Origin of the sequence: Mesorhizobium sp. B2-8-3 (assembly GCF_006440815.1) — a bacterium.
Lineage (GTDB): Bacteria > Pseudomonadota > Alphaproteobacteria > Rhizobiales > Rhizobiaceae > Mesorhizobium.
The window spans coordinates 66,244-88,539 of record NZ_VFTW01000017.1; the positions used below are offsets into that span (position 1 = coordinate 66,244).

General features: G+C 65.3%; 21 protein-coding genes. 16 read left to right on the forward strand and 5 right to left on the reverse strand.

Annotated features, from left to right (window positions below):
* Nucleotides 1–135 precede the first annotated feature (135 nt).
* The 16 genes from fliF (at nt 136) to FJ418_RS22370 (ending at nt 17,559) form a co-directional block, all read left to right on the forward strand.
* Nucleotides 136–1,794 (forward strand): flagellar basal-body MS-ring/collar protein FliF, encoded by a 1,659-nt coding sequence (gene fliF / locus FJ418_RS22295; RefSeq protein WP_140869284.1) that lies wholly within the window; start codon nt 136–138, stop codon nt 1,792–1,794.
* Nucleotides 1,795–1,797: 3 nt separating this feature from the next.
* Entirely contained in the window at nt 1,798–2,424 is a 627-nt protein-coding gene (locus tag FJ418_RS22300; RefSeq protein WP_140869288.1) for a hypothetical protein, read from the forward strand.
* Nucleotides 2,421–3,827: a MotB family protein gene (locus FJ418_RS22305; RefSeq protein ID WP_140869291.1), complete on the forward strand. Its 1,407-nt coding sequence runs from the start codon at nt 2,421–2,423 to the stop codon at nt 3,825–3,827. The genes FJ418_RS22300 and FJ418_RS22305 overlap by 4 nt, the downstream gene beginning before the upstream one ends.
* On the forward strand, nt 3,824–5,254 hold the full coding sequence (locus tag FJ418_RS22310) for a chemotaxis protein MotC (RefSeq protein ID WP_140783826.1): 1,431 nt from the start codon (nt 3,824–3,826) through the stop codon (nt 5,252–5,254). Before FJ418_RS22305 ends, FJ418_RS22310 begins: the two co-directional genes overlap by 4 nt.
* Entirely contained in the window at nt 5,251–6,615 is a 1,365-nt protein-coding gene (locus FJ418_RS22315) for a flagellar hook-length control protein FliK (protein WP_140869294.1), read from the forward strand. The genes FJ418_RS22310 and FJ418_RS22315 overlap by 4 nt, the downstream gene beginning before the upstream one ends.
* On the forward strand, nt 6,545–7,135 hold the full coding sequence (locus FJ418_RS22320) for a lytic transglycosylase domain-containing protein (RefSeq protein WP_140869297.1): 591 nt from the start codon (nt 6,545–6,547) through the stop codon (nt 7,133–7,135). Before FJ418_RS22315 ends, FJ418_RS22320 begins: the two co-directional genes overlap by 71 nt.
* Nucleotides 7,136–7,356: 221 nt before the next feature.
* Entirely contained in the window at nt 7,357–8,025 is a 669-nt protein-coding gene (locus FJ418_RS22325) for a response regulator transcription factor (RefSeq protein WP_140869299.1), read from the forward strand.
* Nucleotides 8,026–8,239: 214 nt separating this feature from the next.
* Nucleotides 8,240–9,493: a flagellar hook protein FlgE gene (locus tag FJ418_RS22330; protein WP_140642151.1), complete on the forward strand. Its 1,254-nt coding sequence runs from the start codon at nt 8,240–8,242 to the stop codon at nt 9,491–9,493.
* Nucleotides 9,494–9,522: 29 nt separating this feature from the next.
* Nucleotides 9,523–10,974: a flagellar hook-associated protein FlgK gene (gene flgK, locus FJ418_RS22335; protein ID WP_140869302.1), complete on the forward strand. Its 1,452-nt coding sequence runs from the start codon at nt 9,523–9,525 to the stop codon at nt 10,972–10,974.
* Nucleotides 10,975–10,977: 3 nt separating this feature from the next.
* Complete coding sequence (locus tag FJ418_RS22340; RefSeq protein WP_140869305.1) at nt 10,978–12,027, forward strand: flagellar hook-associated family protein; 1,050 nt, start codon at nt 10,978–10,980, stop codon at nt 12,025–12,027.
* Between the two features lie 31 nt (nt 12,028–12,058).
* Nucleotides 12,059–12,406, forward strand: coding sequence for a flagellar biosynthesis regulator FlaF (gene flaF, locus FJ418_RS22345; RefSeq protein WP_140642159.1), 348 nt, complete (start codon nt 12,059–12,061; stop codon nt 12,404–12,406).
* On the forward strand, nt 12,403–12,840 hold the full coding sequence (gene flbT / locus FJ418_RS22350; RefSeq protein ID WP_140869308.1) for a flagellar biosynthesis repressor FlbT: 438 nt from the start codon (nt 12,403–12,405) through the stop codon (nt 12,838–12,840). The genes flaF and flbT overlap by 4 nt, the downstream gene beginning before the upstream one ends.
* Before the next feature lies 1 nt (nt 12,841).
* Nucleotides 12,842–13,249, forward strand: coding sequence for a flagellar hook assembly protein FlgD (flgD, locus tag FJ418_RS22355; RefSeq protein ID WP_027165132.1), 408 nt, complete (start codon nt 12,842–12,844; stop codon nt 13,247–13,249).
* A 228-nt stretch (nt 13,250–13,477) separates the two neighbouring features.
* Nucleotides 13,478–13,744 (forward strand): flagellar biosynthesis protein FliQ, encoded by a 267-nt coding sequence (fliQ, locus tag FJ418_RS22360; protein ID WP_140869311.1) that lies wholly within the window; start codon nt 13,478–13,480, stop codon nt 13,742–13,744.
* A gap of 154 nt (nt 13,745–13,898) precedes the next feature.
* The gene (gene asnB / locus FJ418_RS22365) at nt 13,899–15,764 is read left to right on the forward strand and encodes an asparagine synthase (glutamine-hydrolyzing) (protein ID WP_140869314.1); all 1,866 of its coding nucleotides are present in this window, start codon (nt 13,899–13,901) and stop codon (nt 15,762–15,764) included.
* 151 nt (nt 15,765–15,915) lie between these two features.
* Entirely contained in the window at nt 15,916–17,559 is a 1,644-nt protein-coding gene (locus FJ418_RS22370; RefSeq protein WP_140869317.1) for an MFS transporter, read from the forward strand.
* Between the two features lie 56 nt (nt 17,560–17,615).
* On the opposite strand, the gene FJ418_RS22375 is transcribed toward FJ418_RS22370, so the two are convergent.
* The 5 genes from FJ418_RS22375 to FJ418_RS22395 all read right to left on the reverse strand — a co-directional run bounded on the left by FJ418_RS22375 (nt 17,616) and on the right by FJ418_RS22395 (nt 22,294).
* Entirely contained in the window at nt 17,616–17,984 is a 369-nt protein-coding gene (locus FJ418_RS22375; protein WP_140869320.1) for a cupin domain-containing protein, read from the reverse strand.
* Nucleotides 17,985–18,051: 67 nt separating this feature from the next.
* Complete coding sequence (locus tag FJ418_RS22380) at nt 18,052–19,437, reverse strand: FAD-binding oxidoreductase (RefSeq protein WP_140869323.1); 1,386 nt, start codon at nt 19,435–19,437, stop codon at nt 18,052–18,054.
* Between the two features lie 81 nt (nt 19,438–19,518).
* Nucleotides 19,519–20,631 (reverse strand): ABC transporter ATP-binding protein, encoded by a 1,113-nt coding sequence (locus FJ418_RS22385; RefSeq protein WP_140869327.1) that lies wholly within the window; start codon nt 20,629–20,631, stop codon nt 19,519–19,521.
* Nucleotides 20,628–21,425 (reverse strand): ABC transporter permease, encoded by a 798-nt coding sequence (locus FJ418_RS22390; protein ID WP_140642175.1) that lies wholly within the window; start codon nt 21,423–21,425, stop codon nt 20,628–20,630. Before FJ418_RS22390 ends, FJ418_RS22385 begins: the two co-directional genes overlap by 4 nt.
* Nucleotides 21,425–22,294 carry an ABC transporter permease gene (locus FJ418_RS22395; RefSeq protein ID WP_140642177.1) on the reverse strand — a complete coding sequence of 290 codons (870 nt, stop codon included), beginning with the start codon at nt 22,292–22,294 and terminating at the stop codon, nt 21,425–21,427. The genes FJ418_RS22390 and FJ418_RS22395 overlap by 1 nt, the downstream gene beginning before the upstream one ends.
* Nucleotides 22,295–22,296 lie beyond the last annotated feature (2 nt).

Genomic DNA, 22,296 nt, shown 5'->3' on the forward strand with positions numbered 1-22,296 from the left:
GGCGCGGCCTTTTTCGTTGCTCGATAAGACGCCGGTTCGACGCTTTGCGGGCTCTTCGGCGGCACGCCTATCATCCTCGCACAAGCTTCGCGGTCTAGTCTTCCGGCGGACAGTCATGCTGGGAGCGGTTGAATCGTGCCGGAACAGATCCAGAGCGTCATCGCGAATTTGAAGAGCTTCGGCGTGCGGCGTCTGGCGCTTATGGGCGGCATCGCGGCCCTGGTCATGGCCGTCATCGGCATCGCTTCCGTCTATCTCAACCGACCGGCCTATGAGACGCTCTATGTCGGCCTCGAGCGTTCCGACGTCAACCAGATCGGCCTGGTGCTGGCCGATGCCGGCATCGGCTTCGATGTCGGCTCCGACGGCACCTCCGTTCTGGTGCCGGCCGGCACCACTGCGCAGGCGCGCATGCTGCTTGCCGAGAAAGGCCTGCCGACCAGCGCCAATGCCGGCTACGAGCTGTTCGACAATGTCGGCTCGCTCGGCCTCACCTCCTTCATGCAGCAGATCACCCGCGTGCGCGCGCTGGAAGGCGAGATCGCGCGCACCATCCAGTCGATTTCCGGCGTCAAGGCGGCGCGCGTCCACATCGTCATGTCCGAGCGCGCCAATTTCCGCCGCGACGAGCAGCAGCCCTCCGCCTCGGTGGTCATCCGCTATGCCGGCAACGATGCCGAGAAGAGCGCCATGTCGATCCGCCACCTCGTCGCCGCGGCTGTTCCCGGCCTCTCGGCCGACAAGGTCACCGTGCTCGATTCCAACGGCAACCTTCTGGCCGCCGGCGACGACCCGTCCAACACGAGCGCCGCGCGTACGCTCGGCGTCGAGCAGACGGTCGAGGCGCAGATCGGCGACAACATCCGCCGCGCGCTCACTCCTTATCTCGGCCCAGATAATTTCCGCGCCAGCGTCAAGGCCGACGTCAACACCGACACGCGCCAGACCGAGGAGACGATCTTCGATCCGAACTCGCGCGTCGAGCGTTCGGTGCAGTCGGTGAAGACCAACGAGGCCAGCAACCAGAAACAGGCTTCGACCCCGACCAGCGTCGAGCAGAACCTGCCCGAGACGCAAACCACCAGCACCGAAGGACCGCAATCCACCTCGCAGAACGACCGTAAGGAAGAGATCACCAACTACGAGATCAACTCCAAGAAGATCGCCACCGTCTCCAACGGCTACACGGTCAACAAGATGTCGATCGCGGTCGTCGTCAACCAGGATCGCCTGAAGACCATCCTCGGCAAGGACGCCACGCCCGACCAGATCGCCAAGCGCGTCGCCGATATCCAGAAGATGGTGGCCTCGGCGACCGGCTTCGACGACAAGCGCGGCGATGTCATCGACGTCTCAGCAGTCGAGTTCATCAACGGCCTCGACGGCGAGCCGATCGATCAGCCCGGCATCCTCGCCTCGATCGGCACCTATACCGGCACGCTGATCAATGCCGGCGCCTTCATCGTTGTCGTTTTCCTGGTGGCCTTCTTCGGCCTGAAGCCGATGGCCGCCGCGCTGACGGCGTCGGCGAAGCCTGCGGCCATTGCCGGCCCGAGCTTCGACGACGTACAGCGTTCCTTGCCGACGCCGGACGCGCCCGTCGCCGCAGTCACCGCCGAGACCCCTGCCGGCGCCCTGCCCGGCGCGCGCGCCGGCGCAACCCCGCTCGACGACCTGCGTCAGAAAATCCGGCCGGCGCCGCAGGAGCGGCTGGCTCGCATGGTCGACCTCAACGAGGAGCGGACCGCGCAGATCCTGCGCAAATGGGCTGCCGCCCCGGAAGCCGTGGGTTAGGCCATGGCCTCGGCGCTCTTCGATCTCCTGCCCGATTTTGGTTCGCGGACCCCGCGTGCCAGCCAGCCGCCGTCCGCGCGCGCCGCCGAGCATATGCCTGCCGCCGCACCGCCGCCGCAGGCCGATATCGGCGCGCTGATCGCCGAGGCGGTTGCCGATGCGGAGGCGTCGCTCGAGGCACGCCTTGCGCTTGCCCATCGGGCCGCGCTCGACGCCGAGCGTCAGGCCAGCGACGATGCGGCGAAAGCTTTCCTTGAGAGCTTCGGCGGCGATCTCGGCGCTGTCGTCGCCACGCGCATCGAGGCCATGGAGCAGCGCGTTGCCGAGCTTGCCGGCGCGACCGTCGCGCGTATCCTCGGCGGCCTTCTCAGCGACGACCTGCAGCAGCGTTCGCTCCTGGCCCTTTCGCGCGTGATCGGCGCCGCGGTCGCCGACGGCGAGGCCGTGCGTATCGGCGTCCGGGGGCCGCTCTCGCTGTTCGAGCCGCTGAAGGCGACGCTTGGATCCCGCGCCGCCAATCTCGACTTCACCGAGGCGTCCGGCTTCGACCTGACCGTCACCATCGACGAAACGGTGTTCGAAACGCGTATCGCCGAGTGGTCGGCGTCCTTGTCGGAGGTCCTGTCATGAGCGCCGTCGACCATGCCGACCCCCGGCACGAGATCATCATCGTCAAGCGCAATCACGACGGTCATGACGACGCTCCCCATGGTGGCGTGTGGAAGATCGCCTTCGCCGACTTCATGACGGCGATGATGTGCTTCTTCCTCGTCATGTGGCTGATCAACGCCGCCAACGAGCAGACCAAGGCAGCCGTCGCCAGCTATTTCAATCCGGTCGAGCTGATCGACCGCAATTCCAGTCGCAAGGGCCTGGAGGACCTCGGCGATGGCCCGAGCAAGGTCGGGCTGACCGCGGACAACCCGCAGCAGGGCGCGACCAAGGCGGGCGATAACGGCAAGGGCGGCGCCGGTTCCTCCGAGCGCCGGCAGACCAAGGACGGGGCGCAGGATGCCCAGCTCTCCGATGAGAAGCTGTTCGCCGATCCCTATGCGGTGCTGGCGGAGATCGCCGCCGATACGGGCGTGATGCAGAACGTCAGCGCCAAGGGTGAAGGCGGCGCCCAGACGGCCGGTCCGGCAACCGGGGCCTCCGGCGGCGAATCCTATCGCGATCCGTTCGCGCCGGATTTCTGGTCGCAGCAGGTGGCGGCGCCTGACGCGGAGGCAACAGCCGAGCGCGCCAAGATCGATGGCGATCCGGTCGTCAAGCCTGGCGACAAGGTCGCCACCGTCGCGGTGCCGAAGGTGAAGGCCGTTCCGGCCGCCCCTCCGCTGACGGCCGCGCCGCTGGAACCGCTGGCGGCTCCGGAAGGCACCGACGCCAAGGGCGAGCAAAAAGCCGCGCAAAGCAAGGCCGGAAAGCTGTCGAGCGAAGGGAAGAAGAGCGAGAAAGCCGACGCCGACAAGCGCGAGATTGCGGACACCGATACGAAGGCTGAAGCGGCCAAGGCGGAAAAGACCGAATCCGAGCAGGCCGCCGACAAAGGTGACAAGGCGCCGAGCAAAGCCGCCCTTCAGCAAGCGGCGGATATCAAGAAGGAACTCGCCAAGGCATTCCTGCCGGGCGAAAAGCTCGCCGACGGCGTCTCGGTCGAAGCCACCGACAAGGGTGTCGTCATTTCGATCACCGACCAGCTCGATTTCGGTATGTTCGAGATCGGCTCGGCCATGCCGCGCCGCGATCTGGTGCTGGCGATGGAAAAGATCGGCCGCATCATCAACGAGAAGACGGGCACCATCACCATCAGCGGCCACACCGATGCGCGGCCGTTCCGCAGCGACGCTTACGACAACTGGCGGCTGTCCACCGCGCGCGCCCATTCGGCCTACTATATGCTGGTGCGCGGCGGCGTCGACGAAAGCCGCATCACCGAGGTCGCGGGCTTCGCCGACCGGCAGCCCAAGATCGCCTCCGATCCGATGGCTGCCGCGAACCGGCGCATCGAAATCCTGATGGCGGCCGGCGGATGAGGGCCAGGACCGTCATCGGCGGCGCGATAGCGCTGCTGCTGTTAGGCGCGGGGTCGTCACCGGCGGCTTTCGCGCAGGATGCGCTGCAGCCCTATCAACTGGTGCGTTCGCTGCAGCTGGTCCAGGATCGCATTGCCGGCGGCGATCACGCCGCGCTGCCGATGCAGGCAAAACTCCTCGAAATGATCGACGCCCGGATGCGCGACGCGAACGCCGAGGATTTCAAGGAGCCGAAGAACTTCCGCGCCTTGCTCGTCTATGGCATGAGCGGCGGCAATCCGGTGACGGTCGCGGCGGCGGCCTCGCGCGCGGTAACCGACCCGCAAAGCCTGGCCATCGCCAAAGGCGTCGTCGCCTATCTGAGCGGGCAGCCGGCCCAGGCGATCGAAATGCTGAAGCCGATCGATCCGATGAGCGTGCCCGCCGATCTCGGCGCCTTCCTGGCGCTGGTCAAGGGCTCGCTGCTTGCAGCCGACGACCCGTCGGCAGCGCTTGCGCTGCTCGACGAAGCACGCCTGCTCAGCCCCGGCACACTGGTCGAGGAGGCTGCGCTTCGCCGCTCGGTGGGCATCGCGGCCGCGCAGGGCGACGCCGCCCGTTTCGCGCTGGCTTCGACCCAGTATGTCGCGTCCTTTCTTTATTCGCCCTACGCCAGCCAGTTCGCCGATGCCTTTGTTTCCGGCGTCATCACGCTGCACATGGCGATCAGCCAGGACAAGATCGCCGACATCACCTCGATGATGGATCCCGAGCGCGAGAAAGTGATCTACCTGCGCATCGCGCGCCGTGCCGCGATCGACGGGATGACGGAGCTCTCGGCTTTCGCCTCGGCCAAGGCCGAACTGGGCCGCAACGGCGACGGCAACCGGGATGATCCGCGCACCCAGCTCTATTCGAGCCTCTCCACCATGACATCGGCCAATGTCGATGAAGTACGCGCCAAGTTGGGCAAGATCGATCGCGGCAAGCTTTCGCAAGGCGACCGCGACCTGCTCGACGCCGCGCAAGCTGTCGCGGGCGAAGTGATGGCGCCGGTGAAAGCGGCCGCAAATGCTGGACCTAAGCCGGCAACCGTTGCGAAAAGTGACGAGGCGAAATCGGCGACGGAGGCCTCGGCCGATCCGGCCAATGCGGACTTGCCGCCGGTGGAAGGAGCGATGCCCGACAAGCCAGCGGTCGCGGCGAGCGATCCGCCGGTCGCGGCAAGCGATCAGGCGAAAGACACGCCTTCGCCGCCCGCTGTCCCGCTACCGGCGCAAGCATCGGCTGGAACGCCGGCATCCACTCCGGCACCGATCGACGCCGCGCCGGTGGTACAGGCATCGGCGCCGACGCCCGATGCGCAAGACCCAATCGATGCGGCGGTGACCAGCACGCGGCGTCAGCTAGACCAGATCGACCAGTTACTCGGAGCAGCCCCCAGATGACCAGCGTCAACCAGACCCTGCCGGGCTTTGCTTCGACCCAGCCCCGGCAGCACTCGACCGGCGGCGAGGACAAGGATCAGAATTTCGGTGACCTGGTGCATGGGCCCGAGAAGACCGACCGGCCACAGGACAAGCACGCGACCGGACCGGTGATGCCGGACGCGCATCCGGCAAGGCGCTCGGCGGCCAATGCCGGCAAACAGGAGCCGGACGAGGGCCCGCAGGAGGGGAAGACCGGCTCGCAGAAAGCAACCACGGGAAAGTCCGGGAAGACCACCGCCCAGGCCGATCAGGCAAAGCCGACGGCGGACAAGGATTCCACGGCGCAAACCGACGAGTCCGCGCCGCTGCAGGATCGCCTGCCATTGCTGATGGCGCTGAGCGACATGAAACATTTCGCGCAATCGTCGGGCACGGGCGGCAAGGGTTCCGCCGACGGTGAAGAGGCCGCGAGCGACGGAGCATCGTTGGAATTGCGGCTGCGCCCAGGCAAGCGCACGGCGGTCGACAGTTCCGCCGAGCCGCGGTCGCGATCCGCTCGTTCGACGGCGGCTGAAGAGCCCGGGCCTGACTTCGGGCAGAAGCCGGTGAAGGCGGACATGGCTCTCGACATATCGGGCCGCAGCGATACCAAGATCTTGCCGAAGCAAGGGAATGAACCGCAGGCCGACAACCCGGTACCGCAAGGTTGGCGGCCGGCTTCCGCCTCCAAGGCCTCGCAGCTATCGCAATCGACCACGCAGCAGACACCGGCCAAGCCGTCTTCTTCCGCCACACGCATGGACGTCGTCAGCCAGCAGAGCTTCCCGGCGCCGGCACAAAACCCGATCGGCCAGACGGCATCGGCGCTGGTTGAGGCGCTTGCCTCCGACAACGGCGTCCAGCAGGCCTTCGCAAGCGCCTCGGCAGGCTCGCAGACGACCAATTCTGTTGCCGTTCCGACACATGTGCTGAAGATCGAGCTCCACCCCTCGGAACTCGGGTCGGTTATCGCCAGCCTGCGGCTCTCGGGAGAGCAACTTTCGATTGAGATGAAGCCCGAGACACACGAGGCATACCGCCGCCTCACCGCCGACAGCGACGCCATCGTCAAGTCCATGCGCAGCCTCGGTTTCGACGTCGACAAGATTACCGTCCTGCAACCCTCGATAGCAGCGCATGCGGCCAGCCGCGCCGACGCAACCAGCGCCATGCCGATGTCGACGGGCCGCGACCAGCCTTCGTTCCAGCCCGGGAACTCGGGCGGCAACAACGAGGGCGGCGGCCGGCAACCGGGAAGGAACGATGGCAATGGCGCACAGGAATTCGGTCGTGCCGCTTCGCCTCTTCGCGAGCGCGCTGACGACGATATGTATATCTAGTTTTGCTGCCGGCACGGCCAGCGCCGCCGCCAATTCCTGCGAGCCGGAGATCCTGCGCGCCGCCGATCGCTACGGCGTGCCTGCCGGGATCCTCTACGCCGTCGGCCTGACCGAGACCGGAAAGAAGGGCAGCCTTCAGCCTAATGCTTTGAATATAGAAGGAAAAGCTGTTTTCCCTCGCAGCCGCGGCGAAGCGCTCGCCGCATTCGAGGACGCGCGTCGCGAGGGCAAGACGCTGATCGATCTCGGCTGCATGCAGATCAACCATCGCTATCACGGCGATCGTTTCCGCAGCGTCGAGGACATGCTCGATCCGCATCAGAATGTCGACTACGCGGCGCGCTTCCTGGCGAGCCTGCATGCCCGGCATATGACCTGGTCGATGGCCGTCGCCCGCTACCATGCCGGTCCCGACAACGACCCGGCACAGAAGGTCTATGTCTGCCGCGTCATCGCCAATATGGTCGCCACCGGCTTCGGCAAATGGACGCCGAATGCCAGCATCTTCTGCAATCAGTAGTTGTCAAGCTTCGGATCCAGCCGACCTTCGCCAGCCTATCCGCCGGCGCCAATGTTCGTCTGCCAACAGTCGGCGCGAGCACACCCGCACAACCGCTTTTATTACGGCTCCCAAAAAAACTCCCAAGAAAATAGCTACAAGAAATGATGGTTTTTCAGGATTCGTCGAGCCGGGTAGCCCTTTCCGCACGGGGCAAGTGAAATGATTCGGAGGGCGGGCCGATGATCGTGATCGTTGACGAGCGAGAGCTCGTGACAGAGGGCTACTCTTCACTTTTCGATCGCGAGGGCGTGGCCACGGCCGGCTTCGCACCAGGCGAATTCGGCGAGTGGGTGAGTTCCGCCGCCGACACCGATCTCAGATGCGTCAGGGCTTTTCTCATCGGCGACTGCCGCGATGGCGCGATATCGCCGCGTCAGATCCGCGACCGCACCGGCGCGCCGGTGATCGCACTCAGCGAACATCACTCGCTGGAACATACGCTGCGGCTATTCGAAAGCGGCGTCGACGACGTCGTCCGCAAGCCAGTGCACATCCGCGAGATCCTCGCCCGCATCACAGCCATCCGCCGCCGCGGCTCCGAAGAGGCCGCCTATACCGAAGTCGGGGCGATGCGTATCTTCATGGACGGTCGCGATCCGGAGATCAACGGCGAGCCGCTGCCGCTGCCGCGGCGCGAGCGGCGCATCCTGGAATATCTGGCCAGCAACCGCGGCCGGCGCGTGACCAAGACCCAGGTCTTCAACGCCATCTACGGCATCTTCGACGAAGAGGTCGAGGAGAACGTGGTGGAGAGTCACATCTCAAAGCTGCGCAAGAAGCTGCGTGAGAAGCTCGGCCACGACCCGATCGATTCCAAGAGATTCCTCGGCTACCGGCTGGTGTTTTGATGGCCGCCCTCAAGCATGATCCCGAACCGAAGGTCAGCGAAAGCAAAAAGTGGGAACCGGTTTTCGGACAAAGGTCATGCTCCAACAAAGAGTTAGAGCGTGATGGCGATTCAACGAAGCGCCATCACGCTCTAGGCACATCCCGCACCAGCCTCGCGCAAGACACGAGGCATAATTTTATGGCCTCCTACCCAGGCACTGCGGAGATCGATCGATGAGCCTCTACGGAATGATGCGGACCGGCGTTTCCGGTATGAACGCGCAGGCCAATCGCCTCTCCGCGGTGGCCGACAACATCGCCAACTCGGACACCACGGGCTACAAGCGCTCTTCGGCCGAGTTCTCGACACTGATCATGCCCGGCACCGGGGGCGCCTATAATTCCGGTGGCGTGACCACGACGATCCGCTCGGCCGTCGGCACACAAGGCGTCATGACCTACACCACCTCGGTGTCCGACCTTGCCGTCAACGGCGACGGCTTCTTCGTCGTCCAGGATGCCAGCGGCACCCCCTATCTCACCCGCGCCGGCTCCTTCGTTCCGGACGCGCAAGGCCGGTTGGTCAATGCCGCGGGTTACCAGCTCATGGCCTACAGCTACGCCAATGGCGACCCGGCCGCGACCGCCAACGGCTTCGAAGGCCTCGTGCCGGTGCAGATCTCCGACCAGCAGATGACGGCGACGCCGAGCACCGAGGGCCTGTTCTCCGGCAACCTGCCGGCGGGAGCGACGCCGCCCTCCGGCCCGCTGCCGTCCACCAACGACCCTAACGCGGAATACACGTCGAAAACCTCGCTGGTTGCCTATGACAATCTCGGCAACAAGAAGCTGCTCGACGTCTACTTCACCAACACCGGCGCCGGCACCTGGCAGGTCTCGGTCTTCGACCAGTCGAAGGCGACCGCGGGCACCTCTTTCCCCTATACGGGCGGCGCTCTGGGATCGGCCAACCTCACCTTCGACACCACGACAGGCAAGCTTACCGGCGCGACGGACAGCGTCTCGTTCACGGTACCGGGCGGCTCGACGCTGGACCTCGATCTCTCCCAGCTGACGCAGCTCGGCACCGGCTTCACCGTTGCCGACGCCAAGGTCAACGGCAACGCGCCGAGCTCCATCCAGAAGGTCCAGATCGGCCAGGACGGCATCATCTACGCGCAGTTCGAGGACGGCTCGACCAAAGCGCTTTACAAGATCCCGCTGGCCGACGTTCAGAGCCCCGACAACCTCACCGCAATGCCCGGCAACGTCTATGTGCAGAGCACCGACTCCGGCGCCGTCCACATCGGCTTTGCCAATGAAGGCAAGCTCGGCTCCATCGTCTCCGGAGCGCTTGAAAACTCCAACGTCGATATCGCCGAGGAACTGACCAACATGATTGCGGCGCAGCGCAGCTACACCGCCAATTCCAAGGTCTTCCAGACCGGCTCGGACCTGATGGATGTCCTCGTCAACCTGAAGAGATAAACGACGGGCGCCGCCCGTGAAAGATCAGCATGTCGCTTTCCTCCGCACTAAGCATTGCCCAATCGGCGCTCCTGGCCACGTCCAAGCAGACCAGCGTCGTATCGCGCAATGTGGCCGACGCGTCGAACCCGGACTACACACGCCGCATCGCCGTGGTGACCAGCACGGCGCCCGGCGCCCGGGCGGTGGAAATCCAACGCGCCGCCAATGATCTCCTGTTCCGCCAGAACCTTTCGGCGCTGTCGGCATGGAGCGGCCAGAGCGCGCTTTACAACGGCATGGATCAGCTCGATCTGTCGGTCAACGGGGTCGACAACGCGTCGTCCCCCTCGACGGCGATCGCCAACCTGCAGCAGTCCCTGCAGCTTTACGCTACGACGCCATCGAACCAGAACCTCGGCACCAGCGTCGTCGACGCCGCCAAGCAAGTGGTGAATTCACTGAACAGCGGCACCAAGGCGATCCAGGACTTCCGCACCCAGGCCGACAGCCAGATCGCCACCGCCGTCGACGATCTCAACTCGCTGCTCAGCCAGTTCCAGGACGCCAACAAGGCGGTCATCTCGGGCACTCGCTCCGGCACCGACGTGTCCGACGCGCTCGATCAGCGCGACGCCATCCTGAAGAAGATATCGGAATACGTTCCGGTCTCCACCTTCACGCGCGGCGACAACGACATGGTCATCACCACCAAGGACGGCGCGACGCTGTTCGAGACCGTGCCGCGTTCGGTGACCTTCGCGCCGTCGTCCGGCTATTCGGCCGGCACGCCCGGCAACGCCGTCTATATCGACAACGTGCCGATCTCTGCCGGCACCGGCGACAACACCACCGCCGACGGCAAGCTTGCAGGCCTTCTGAAGCTGCGCGACGGCGTCGCCTCGACCATGCAGAGTCAGCTCGACGAAATCGCGCGCGGCCTTGTCACGGCATTTGCCGAAACCTCGTCGTCGCAGCCCAATGCTGCGGGCCTGTTCACATGGTCGGGCGCCCCGGCAATTCCGGCCGCCGGCACCCTGGTCGACGGCCTCGCCGGCACGATCAGCGTCAACGCCGCCTTCGATCCGAGCGCCGGCGGCAACCCCGCGCTGTTGCGCGACGGCGGCGCCAACGGCGCGGCCTATGTCGTCAACACCGGTGGCGCATCCTATTCGGACCTGCTGATCGGCTACGGCAACAAGCTCGATCAGCCGATGGCCTTCGACAGCTCGGCCGGCATCACCGTCAGCTCGGGCGTGTCCGACTACGCGGCCAATGCCATCGGCTGGTTCGAAGGCGTGCGCCAGCAGGCCTCCACCAATGCCGACAGCAAGCAGGCGCTGGCGGCGCGCACGGCCGAGGCGCTGTCCAACGACACCGGGGTCAATGTCGACCAGGAGATGTCCCTGCTCCTCGACCTCGAGCACACCTATCAGGCCTCGGCGCATATGATGAAGACGGTCAGCGACATGCTGGACTCGCTGATGGCCGCGGTAGGATAATCCATGAAAGCGACAGGCGTTTCCTCAGCTGCCATTTCCAACGCGCTGCGTTACCAGCAGGCGAAGATGCAGGCCGACCTCATCAAGGCGACCAAGGAATCGCAGACCGGCACCGTCGCCGATGTCGGCCTGGCGCTTGGCAGCCGCACGACCCAGGCCGTCACCTTCCAGCGCGACCTCGACCGGCTGAACGGCATCGTCGATTCCAACGCGCTCGTCTCAGCGCGCCTGACATCGACCCAGGATTCGCTCGGCCAGATCGCCGGTGCCGCGCAGAGCTTCCTGTCGGCCCTGACCAGCGGCGTGTCGGGCGACTCCTCGACCAGCATCCTGCAGACCGCCGGCGCCTCGGCGCTGCAGCAGATGACAGGTATTCTGAACACCAGTGTCAACGGCGAATATCTGTTTGCCGGCACCAACACCGACGTCAAGCCGGTCGACGATTTCAACGCTGGCGGCTCGCCGGCCAAGGCTGCGTTCGATGCCGCCTTTTCGAGCTATTTCGGCTTTACCCAGACAGATCCGGCGGCGGCCAACATCACCGCCGCGCAGATGGACGACTTCATCACCACCCAGGTCGAGCCGCAATTCCTGGGCGCCGGCTGGCAGGCCAACTGGTCGAGCGCCACGGACGACCAGATCACCAGCCGCATTTCGCTCAACGAGACCACCCAGACCTCGGTCAGCGCCAACGAGCAAGGCATCCGCAAGCTCGCCATGGCGGCTACCATGGTCAGCAGCATGCTCACCGGCAGCATCAGCGAGGCAGCCCAGAACGCCATCGTCAGCCGCGCGCAGGCGCTGGTCGGCGATGCCATCGGCGGCATCACTCAGATACGGGCCGAGACAGGCATTGCCCAGCAACGCGTGTCCGACGCCAGCGACCGCATGAAGACGCAGGTCGACCTCTTCGAGAAGCATATCGTCGACCTCGAAGGCGTCGATCCGGCCGAAGCCGCCACCCGCGTCGCCGACCTGACGCAGCATATCGAGACCTCCTTCGCCTTGACCGCGCGTCTGCAGCAGCTCAGCCTGCTGAACTATCTGACTTGAACACATAAACCGGAACGCCAGAGCGCCGACGATGTATCAATTCTCCTACGCCGACATCCAGACCGACTCCGTCGCCGATGCCAAGGACCGGGAGCGGCAGTTGCTCACCCGTTCGATCGACATGCTGGCCGCCGCGGCAGCCGTCGGCACCGAGTCGATGGAAGCGGTCGAGGCGCTGCACTTCACCAACCGCATCTGGACCACCTTCGTCCAGGATCTCGGCTCCAGCGACAACGCCCTGCCCAAGGAGCTGCGCGCCAACCTGATCTCCATCGGCCTGTGGCTGCTGCGCGAGACGGAAGACATCCGCCAGGGCCGCACCAACAATTTCGAAGGACTGATCGAGGTCTCCCAGATCATCCGAGACGGCATCCAATGACCAACACGCTGAAGATCTCGCTGAAGCCCAACGAGAAGATCTATGTCAACGGCGCGGTCATCCGCGTCGACCGCAAGGTCACCATCGAGCTGATGAACGACGTGCAGTTCCTGCTCGAAAGCCATGTCATCCAGGCCGACCAGGCGTCGACGCCTCTCAGGCAGCTCTATTTCATCGTGCAGATCATGCTGATCAACCCGATCGGCGCCTCCGAGGCGCGCGACATGTTCCGCCGCTCGCTGCCGATGCTGATCGCAAGCTTCGACAACCAGGACATCTGCAAGGGCCTGAAGCAGATCGACCGGATGGTCGGCGAGGATGATATCTATGAGGCGCTGAAAGCGATCCGCGCCCTCTATCCGCTCGAGCGCAGGGCGCTCGAAGACAATGACGACATTCCCGAAACGCCGCGCGCATTGGCTGTAGGAGCATAAGATGGCCGTGGACATGACGACAACGATCCCGGTTGGCGCCAACCAGGCCAGCCAGCAGACCTCGAAGACGGCGGTGGATTACCAGTCGTTCCTGAAGCTCCTGATCGCCGAGATGAAGAACCAGGATCCGACCAAGCCGATGGATTCGACGCAGTATGTCGCGCAGCTCGCCACCTTCTCCCAAGTCGAGCAGTCGGTGCAGACCAACACCAAGCTCGACCAGATCATGCAGTCCTCGGCCTTGTCGCAGGCCGACGCGCTGATCGGCCGCTCGATCACCTCGGCCGACGGCAAAACCACCGGCACGGTGGCGTCGGTGACGCTCTCCAGCAGCGGCCTTATCGCCGTGCTGCAGGACGGCACCCAGGTCCCGGTCGGCGCGGGTGTGTCGATCAAGCCGGCCGCCTAATGCATGTCGCGCAAAAGTGGCCTCGGTTTTGCGACAACGACATGCATCAAGCAACGACCTAAAGCGCGTCGCGTGAATCCGTTTCGACGCGACGTGCTTTAAGCAGGTCTTCCGAAAGGGGGGCCGGTTTCGGGATAAAGACATGCTTAAAATCAAAAAAGCTAAAGCAGGTCGCGTGAAACCTTTTTCACGCGACCTGCTTTAGCCGGCTTCGCACAGGGGCAGCCCATGAACGAGGCCGACGCCCTCGATATCGTCCAGTACGCCGTGTGGACGGTGCTTACCGCTTCCGCCCCCGTGGTGCTGGTGGCGATGATAGTCGGCATCGGCATCGCGCTCATCCAGGCGCTGACCCAGATCCAGGAAATCACGCTCACCTTCGTGCCGAAGATCGTCGCCATCATGCTCGTGGTGGCGCTGACCGGCCCGTTCATCGGCAGCCAGATCTCGGCCTTCACCAACGTCATCTTCGAGCGCATCGAACACGGCTTCTGACGCGAAGCCGCAGCGAGCGTCTGGCGGCCTGTTCGCAAGCCGCGAGATCGCTTGCGGCGGCGTTTCTTGCAGCTAGATTGTAGGCGCGACGGCGTCGGCCGACGTCTCAGGCGATTCAGGAAGCGATGCATCAGTCAAGAACGGCCGGCGGGCCATGTGCGGAATAGCCGGCGTCTGGCGAAAGCGCGATCCGATCGGCAGCGGCGATCGTCGCGACGTCGCGCGCATGATGCAGGCATTGGCGCATCGCGGTCCCGACGATCACGGCAACTGGAATAACGCCCGCCTGGCGCTCGGCCACCGCCGGCTGACCATCATCGATCCATCGCCCGCCGCGCGCGAGCCGATGCTGACCGCGTCCGGCGACGGCGTGCTGTGCTACAATGGCGAGGTCTATAATTTTCGCGCGCTGCGCAAGACGCTGAAGGCGGAAGGCCTGACGTTCCAATCGGTCTCCGACACCGAGGTGGTGCTTCAGGCCCTGCATCACTGGGGTCCGCAAAAAGCGGTGCCACTGTTCGACGGTATGTTCTCCTTCGCCTATTTCGATGCCCGCGACGGCGCCCTGTGGCTTGCCAGGGACAGGCTGGGCATCAAGCCGATGTCGGTCGCCGAAATCGGCGACCGCGTGCTGTTCGCCTCCGAGGACAAGGCGATCCTCGCCTGCCACGACTTTGCGCGCCGGATCGACACGCGCGAGCTGACGCTGCGGCTTGCCTGGCAGAGCCGCGATTCGAGCTACAGCGTTTTTGACGGCATCGAGCGGCTCCCACCGGCAAGCCTTTGGAGGATCACCGGAGACGGCATCGACAGGCGCCGCTTCTGGCACGTCCTCGATGTTCTCGATACCACGCGCATCGCCGGCGACAGGACGTCCGACGCCGAACATATGTCGACGCTCGAGAGGCTGCTCGAGGAAAGTGTCGAGCTGCATTGCATCGCCGATGCCAGCCTTGCAACCGCCTGCAGCAGCGGCGTCGATTCCGGGCTGATCACCGCGCTTGCCAAGCGCTTCAGGCCAGAGATGCACGGCTACGTCATCGACCAGAAGCTCGGCCACAGCGAAGCGCCGGACGCCGAGCGCACCGGTCGCCATGTCGGCGTCAGCCTGCGCCGGGTGCCTTTCGACAAGGACCGGTTCCTCGAGCTCTGGCCGCGCGCGGTCTGGCACCTTGAAACCGACGGCTGGCATGCCAGCCACGCCGCGTTGCTGGCGCTTGCCGAGCAGTGCCGCGCCGATGGCCTCAAGGTGCTGCTCACCGGCGAGGGCTCCGACGAGCTCTTCGGCGGCTACAAATGGCAAGCATCGACGATCAGGGTCTGGCGCCAATCCTGGCTGCAGCGCCTGTTCCGCTCGAAGGCCAGGCAGGACCGCAAATTCGCCGAATTGCGCCGCGCGCCGTTTCGAAACTCGATCGGTCGCGGCTCGCCGACTGACCGCATCATGGCGCTCAGAGCCCTGTCGCCCGAGCTGAACTTCCTGCAGACAAAGCTGTTCGACAGGCTGGAAGGCGTCGCGCCGGCCAGCGACCGCGCCTTCCTGGCAAGCTGCTTCTACGACCTCTACTCGCATCTGCAGGACCTGCTGCACCGGCACGACCGGTTGAGCATGGCGGCGTCCGTCGAGCTCAGGGTGCCGTTCCTCGAGAACCGGCTGATCGACTTTGCCCTTCACCTGCCGCGCAAGCAGAAATACCGCGACGGAACCGGCAAGTGGCTGCTGAAAAAGGCCGCCGAGCGCCATCTGCCGCGCGAAAACATTCGCGCCGCGAAGAACGGCTTCGAGATGGATGCCGCTTTTTCAGCCGGAACGCAGGGCCTGCTGCGCGGCGGTGTGCTGCGCGACGCGATGAAATGGTCTGCTTCCGAATTGGACGACCTGATCGACATGGCAAGAAGCCAGGAAACGTCGCGCCTGCGTCTCGTCGGCATGGAAATGCTGCTCAGGCTTTACATGAATGGCGAGACGGCAGGCGGCCTGACCGAGGCCCTGCATGCCGAGGCGAGAAACGCGAAATAGCCAAAAGTTGGTCCAGACCGGCCAGATGCTTGGTTTAAAGCTTCGCCGACGCATTTTCGCCTTTGCCTTCCTGTTGTTGGGCCGCACTCTTTGGCGAGTCGCCTGCCCTTCCGGGTGCGGCGAGCCCTCTACAGCGGACGAAGGCGCAACCATGATCGACGACGAGCCGGAAAGCGAACGCGTCTCCGCGCTGGCGCCGTTCCGGCACGGTATCTTCCGCGCCGTCTGGTCGGCCAGCCTGGTGTCGAATTTCGGCGGCCTGATCCAGGGCGTCGGCGCCGCCTGGATGATGACCACGATCGCCACCTCGCCCTACCAGGTGGCGCTGGTCCAGGCCTCGACCACCTTGCCGATCATGCTGTTCGCGCTCGTTGCTGGCGCCATCGCCGACAGCTTCAACCGCCGCAAGGTGATGCTGGTGGCGCAGACCTTCATGCTGGTCGTCTCGGCGCTGCTGACCTTGTTCACCTGGCAAGGCTGGATGACGCCATGGACGCTGCTTGCTTTTACCTTCCTGATTGACAGCGGTACGGCGCTGAACAGCCCGTCATGGCAGGCCTCGGTCGGCGATATGGTGCCGCGCGCCAAGGTGCCGGCGGCCGTCGCGCTTAATTCGCTGGGCTTCAACATCACCCGCAGCGTCGGCCCGGCCATCGGCGGCGTCATCGTCGCCGCAGCAGGTGCGGCGGCCGCCTTCGCCGCCAACGCCGTCAGCTATATCGGCCTGATCGTCGTGCTCGCCCGCTGGAAGCCGGCGCTGCCCGAGCAGACCCTGCCGCGCGAGTCGCTGGGCGCGGCGATGGGCGCCGGCCTGCGCTATGTCGCCATGTCGCCCAACATCGCCAAGGTGCTGGTCCGCGGTCTGGCCTTCGGCTTCAGCGCCGGCGCGGTGCTGGCGCTTCTTCCCCTGGTGGCGCGCGACGTCGTCAAGGGCGACGCGCTGACCTACGGCATCATGCTCGGCGCCTTCGGCATCGGCGCGGTCGGCGGCGCGCTGATCAGCGTGCGGCTCAGGCAGCTGCTGTCGAGCGAGGTGATGGTGCGCATGGCCTTTTGCGGTTTCGCCCTATGCGCCCTCAACGCCGCCGTCAGCCACAATGGCTGGCAGACGTCGGTGGGCCTGCTCATTGGCGGCGCCTGCTGGGTGATCGCGCTCTCGCATTTCAACGTCACGGTGCAGATGTCGACGCCGCGCTGGGTGGTCGGCCGCGTGCTGTCGATCTACCAGACGGCGACCTTTGGCGGCATCGCGCTGGGCAGCTGGATCTGGGGCGTCGTCGCCGACGCGCATGGCGCCGAGACCGCGCTGATCGCGGCGGCGGTCGCGATGCTCGCCGGCAGCGCCATTGGCTTCGCCCTGCCGCTGCCGCGGCAGATGGTGCTCAACCTCGATCCGCTCAACCGTTTCAAGGAGCCGATGCTGGCGCTCGATCTCAAGCCGCGCAGCGGCCCCATCGCCATCATGATCGAGTACGTCATCCGCGAGGACGACGTGCCGGAATTCCTTGCGACCATGGCCGAGCGCGGCCGTATCCGCCGCCGCGACGGCGCCCGCAACTGGACGCTCGCGCGGGATCTGGAAAATCCGTCGGTTTGGATCGAGCACTACCACACGCCGACCTGGGTCGAGTATATCCGCCACAACCGGCGCGCCACCCATGCCGACGCCGTGGTCGGCGAACGCATCCGCGCGCTGCACAGCGGCGAGAACCCGCCGCGCGTGCGCCGCATGATCGAGCGCCCGACCACCGCCGGCACGACGCTCGTCTCGCCGAAAGGCCCGATCGATCACTGACGGCACGTCGTTCGAAGCACGCTTCCGGCAAACGACATGCGCCGAAGGATCAGGGATCAATCGGCGCTCTGGATCATGTAGAGCTTGCGGGTGGTCTCGTGGATGCGCCACTCGCCCTTCCATCCCTGCGGCAGGACGAGAAGGTCGCCCGGCCCCAGCTCGCGCATCTCGCCATCGGCGCGGCTCACCTCGGCGCGGCCGCAGATGATGTGGCAGATCTCCGACGAGTTCGTGCGGTCGGCGGTGAACCGTCCGGGCGTGCATTCCCAGATGCCGATATCGATGGTTCCGTCCGGCGATTGGAAGAACGACCGTGCGGCCTCCATCTGATCCCCTTCGAAAGAGGTCGGCTTCGGTGAAAAAGCGCCGATGTCGGCCTTGGCGAGGTCGTGGAAAGTCGAGAGATCGATCAAGCTGGTCTCCATGAGTCAGGGCAATTCCAGCGGTCTGGAACTGCGCGAAAACGAACGATTGGGCGGACGCCGAACCGCCCTAGTGGCCAGTCAAGCTGTCGGCCAGGGCGGCCAGCTTCGAGGTATGCGAAAGCCCGGCGGCCTCGCGGTTATCGGCGATGCGGTAGAGCTGGTACATCGAATGGACGCCCAGCCAACGGAACGGCTCCGGCTCCCATGGCCGCACCTTGCGGTTGACCCAGGGCAGCCGCGTCAGTTCGGTGCTCTCGCCGAGCACGAGATCGCTCAGCGTGCGCCCCGACAAGTTGGAGCTGGACACGCCGAGCCCGACATAGCCGCCGGCCCAGCCGGTGCGCGTCGCGGGATCGAGGCCGACCGTCGTGCACCAGTCGCGCGGCACGCCGAGCACGCCGCACCAGGCATGATCGATGCGGCATCCCGCCGTCTGCGGCAGCAGCGTCGTCAGGATCGTGTGCAGCTGGTCGATCGTCGCCTGCTGCGTCTGCCCGTTGACGTCGGTGCGCGACCCGTAGCGGTAGGGCACGCCGCGCCCGCCCATGGTGATGCGCCCCTCGCGCGTGCGCTGGGCATAGCAATAGGCATGCGCGGCATTGCCGAGCAGCTCGTGCCCCTCCCAGCCGATCTTGCGCCAAAGTTCCTCCGACAGCGGCTCGGTGACGATCTGCGCGCTGTTGAGCGCCAGCCAGGTCCGCTCCTCTCCTGGAATGCCGGCCGTGAACCCTTCCGTGGCGCGAATGACGGTTTCGGCCCGCACCGTGCCCCGGTCCGTTGTCACAACGCCCTTGGCGATCGCCGTCACCGTCGTCGTTTCGTAGATCGAAACACCGAGACGCTCGACCGCCGCCGCCAGCCCGCGCACCAGCTTGGCCGGCTGCACGCGCGCCTGGCCATGGATGACGAAGCCGCCGAGTACATTGTGGATGTTGATGCGCGCGCGGGTCGCAGCCTGGTCTAGCAGTTCGATGCGTTCGGGGTCGGCATCCCAGGAGCGGATCGTCTCGAATTCCTCGCGCACCCGCTCCAGCTGCGCCGGATTGGTGGCAACCGTCAGATTGTCGACGCGACGGATGTCGGCATCGATGCCTTCTTCCGTCGCCACCCGGATCACCTCGTCGACACAGCCGGCCATCGCCTTCTGCATGGCGGTGACGCCTTGCCGTGTCGACGTCTTCAAATACTTCTCGCGCGACCAGCCGAAGCCGCCCGACAGCCAGCCGCCATTGCGCCCCGAGGCGCCGAAGCCGGCAAACTCGCGCTCGACGAGCACGATGCGCAGCGATGGCTTCGCCTTCTTCAGATAGTAGGCTGTCCAAAGCCCGGTATAGCCGGCGCCGACGATCGCGACATCGGCCTCGATGTCGCCGGGCAAAGGCGGTCTCGGCGCCGGGATATGACCCATATCCGCATACCAGAACGAGATGTCGCCGTTGCGCTTGACTTGCATGGGATGGCTTCCGCTAGAGCAATTCCGGGAAAAGTGTGAAACGGTTTTCCGTCCGGGATTGCGTTAAACCAAAGAGATGGATCAGGTGAGCGTTGTGTCGGCCGTGCTGTCGTCGGGCAGGAGTTTGGCATCGGCGCCGTCGAAGCAGAGCTCGACCTTCTCGCCGAGGCCAAAACTCTCGCCGGCGAGCGGCGATCGCACGATCGCGGTCGAGCCGTCTGCGAGCTTCACTTCATATTTCGACCCCGAGCCGAGATAGATCGCCTCGGCGATCGTCCCCGACAACCGGTTCGTGCCGGCGGCATCCTGGCCCGATCGGCGGATGGCAAGCTTCTCCGGCCGCAGCAGCATGACCGGATTGGCTTCGCCGGCCAGCCGACGGGGCGCGGTGACCGTCTCGCCGGCGACACTCAGAGCCGTCCCGGTGCCGTCGCTTTTCGCCTCGCCGCGCAACACGGTGGAATCGCCGATGAAGCGGCCGACGAAGAGCGTCGCCGGTTCGTCATAGAGCTGGCGGCCGGTGCCGACCTGCTCGATGCGCCCGCGATTGAAGACGGCGATGCGGTCCGACAGCACCAGGGCCTCTTCCTGGTCGTGCGTGACATAGACGAAGGTGGTGCCGAGCTCGCGATGGATGCGCTTGATCTCGAGCTGCAGCCATTCGCGCAGCTTCTTGTCGAGCGCGCCGAGCGGCTCGTCCATCAGGAGCAGCGGCGGATCGAAGACGATGGCGCGTGCAAGCGCGACGCGCTGCTGCTGGCCGCCGGACAATTCGCTCGGATAGCGATGCGCGAAGTCGCCCATCTTGACCATGTCGAGCGCTCTCGCGACGCGCTTCTTGCGCTCGTCCTGCTTGATGCCGCGCAATGTCAGCGGATAGGCGACGTTGCGGCCGACCGTCATGTGCGGGAACAGCGCGTAGTGCTGGAACACGACGCCGATGTTGCGCTTGTGGGCCGGCACGCCGACGACGCTCTTTCCCCCGACCAGAAGCTTGCCGCTGGTCACGTCGGTGAAGCCGGCGACGACGTTGAGCGTCGTCGTCTTGCCCGAGCCGCTCGGCCCCAGCAGCGTCATGAACTCGCCTGGCTCGATCCTGAGCGAGACACCGTCCAGCGCCTTGAAGGACCCGTAGGCCTTGCTGACCATGTCGAGGTCGATCGCGGCGCCGCGATTTTCCGCTCTCGGGTTCATAGGCGTCCCTTCCGTTCGCGGCCGAGGAGGAGCATGCCGCCGCCGATCAGGATCGTGGTGGCGAACAACAGAATGGTGCCGACGGCCGCGACCGTCGGGTCGGCATCGCGCGTGATCGAGGAAAATATCTGCACCGGCAACGTCTTGAGATAGGGGTTGGTGATGAAGAGCGACACCACGATCTCGTCGAAGGACGTGGCGAAGGCGAACAGCAACCCCGACAGGATGCCGGGCAGGATCAGCGGCAGCGTCACCGTGCGGAACGTGGTCAGCGCGCCAGCGCCGAGACTTGCCGCCGCGGTCTCAAGCCGCCTGTCGAACACTTCGAGATTGGCCGAAACCGCGATCAGCACGAAGGGCAGCGCCAGGATCGTATGCGCAAGCACGAAACCGGTCAGCGTGCCCACGAGCTGCGCATCGAGATAGACAGCATAGATGCCGATGGCCAGAACCACGCCCGGCACGACCATCGGCGTCAGCATCAGCATGCGCAAGAGATTGGCCGGTCGCGCCTTCATGCGGTCGAGGCCGAAGGCGGCGAGCGTGCCGAGCACCGTCGCCAGCACCGCCACCAGCGAGGCGACCTTGAGCGAGTTGAGGAAGCTGGAAGACCAATCCGGGTTGGTGGCGAAATTCAGGTACCACTGCCAGGAAAAGCCCTGCGGCGGAAAGGCGAGCGACTTGTTCTCGTTGAACGACATCGGCACCACGACCAGTGTCGGCGCCACCAGCCATATCGCCACCAGCAGGCAGACAAGCCCGAGGATGACGCGCGTGAGCGGCTTCATCTCCATCAGCGTCGCCCTGCTTCCCGATGCCTCGACCGCATCACCGGCGCCGCAAGCGCGAGCAGCACGAAGGTCGCGACCAGCAGCACCACGCCCATGGCGCCACCGCGTCCCCATTGCAGCAGGCTGAGCACCTGCGTCTGCACCAGCGTCGACAGCATGGTCGAGCGCGGTCCGCCGAGCAGCGCCGGCGTGATGTAGAAGCCCAGCGCCAGGATGAAGACGATGATCGCGCCGGCATAGACGCCTGGCAGCGACAGCGGCAGGTAGACGGTGAAGAACGCGCGCGACGGTCGCGCTCCGAGACTCCGTGCCGCCTGCACCAGCCTGAGATCGATCCCCTTCATCACCGAATAGAGCGGCAGGATCATGAACGGCAGGAGCACCTGCGCCATGCCGATGACCACGCCCGTCTGGGTGCGGATCAGGCGGATGCCGTCGAAACCGGCCGATCTCAGCAGCGAGTTGATGACGCCGGAATCCTGCAGCAGGATCACCCAGGAAAGCGTGCGCACCACGCCGCTCACCCAGAAAGGGATCAAGACGCACAGCACAAGGACGAGCCGCGCGCGTGGCCCGACGGCGGTCATCAGATAGGCGTAAGGGTAAGCGCAGAGCACGCAGACCACAGTTACCCAGGCCGAGATCGTAAAGGTGCGCTGGAGCACCGTCAGATTGACGGGTGCGCCGAAGAACCAGGCATAGTTCTGCAGGCCCCATTGCGGCTCCGACAGGCTGCGCAGCACGATCGTGATCAGCGGATAGCCGATCACCGCGGCCAGCAGCACCAGCGCCGGCAGCGTGAGCGCGAACGGCCGCCATGCCCAGCCCGCCCGTTGCGGGGCGGAAGGCGTCGTCGGTTCGAGCGCGCTCACGG

Excerpts from the sequence above, each read along its gene's own strand:
- asnB (WP_140869314.1), top strand. The coding sequence starts at position 13,899 with ATGTGCGGAATAGCCGGCGTCTGGCGAAAGCGCGATCCGATCGGCAGC.
- flgK (WP_140869302.1), top strand. The coding sequence starts at position 9,523 with ATGTCGCTTTCCTCCGCACTAAGCATTGCCCAATCGGCGCTCCTGGCC.
- FJ418_RS22375 (WP_140869320.1), bottom strand. The coding sequence starts at position 17,984 with ATGGAGACCAGCTTGATCGATCTCTCGACTTTCCACGACCTCGCCAAG.
- flbT (WP_140869308.1), top strand. The coding sequence starts at position 12,403 with ATGACCAACACGCTGAAGATCTCGCTGAAGCCCAACGAGAAGATCTAT.
- FJ418_RS22305 (WP_140869291.1), top strand. The coding sequence starts at position 2,421 with ATGAGCGCCGTCGACCATGCCGACCCCCGGCACGAGATCATCATCGTC.
- FJ418_RS22330 (WP_140642151.1), top strand. The coding sequence starts at position 8,240 with ATGAGCCTCTACGGAATGATGCGGACCGGCGTTTCCGGTATGAACGCG.
- FJ418_RS22300 (WP_140869288.1), top strand. The coding sequence starts at position 1,798 with ATGGCCTCGGCGCTCTTCGATCTCCTGCCCGATTTTGGTTCGCGGACC.
- FJ418_RS22320 (WP_140869297.1), top strand. The coding sequence starts at position 6,545 with ATGGCGCACAGGAATTCGGTCGTGCCGCTTCGCCTCTTCGCGAGCGCG.
- FJ418_RS22370 (WP_140869317.1), top strand. The coding sequence starts at position 15,916 with ATGATCGACGACGAGCCGGAAAGCGAACGCGTCTCCGCGCTGGCGCCG.
- FJ418_RS22385 (WP_140869327.1), bottom strand. The coding sequence starts at position 20,631 with ATGAACCCGAGAGCGGAAAATCGCGGCGCCGCGATCGACCTCGACATG.
- FJ418_RS22325 (WP_140869299.1), top strand. The coding sequence starts at position 7,357 with ATGATCGTGATCGTTGACGAGCGAGAGCTCGTGACAGAGGGCTACTCT.
- flgD (WP_027165132.1), top strand. The coding sequence starts at position 12,842 with ATGGCCGTGGACATGACGACAACGATCCCGGTTGGCGCCAACCAGGCC.
- FJ418_RS22315 (WP_140869294.1), top strand. The coding sequence starts at position 5,251 with ATGACCAGCGTCAACCAGACCCTGCCGGGCTTTGCTTCGACCCAGCCC.
- fliQ (WP_140869311.1), top strand. The coding sequence starts at position 13,478 with ATGAACGAGGCCGACGCCCTCGATATCGTCCAGTACGCCGTGTGGACG.
- flaF (WP_140642159.1), top strand. The coding sequence starts at position 12,059 with ATGTATCAATTCTCCTACGCCGACATCCAGACCGACTCCGTCGCCGAT.
- FJ418_RS22340 (WP_140869305.1), top strand. The coding sequence starts at position 10,978 with ATGAAAGCGACAGGCGTTTCCTCAGCTGCCATTTCCAACGCGCTGCGT.
- FJ418_RS22380 (WP_140869323.1), bottom strand. The coding sequence starts at position 19,437 with ATGCAAGTCAAGCGCAACGGCGACATCTCGTTCTGGTATGCGGATATG.
- FJ418_RS22390 (WP_140642175.1), bottom strand. The coding sequence starts at position 21,425 with ATGGAGATGAAGCCGCTCACGCGCGTCATCCTCGGGCTTGTCTGCCTG.
- FJ418_RS22310 (WP_140783826.1), top strand. The coding sequence starts at position 3,824 with ATGAGGGCCAGGACCGTCATCGGCGGCGCGATAGCGCTGCTGCTGTTA.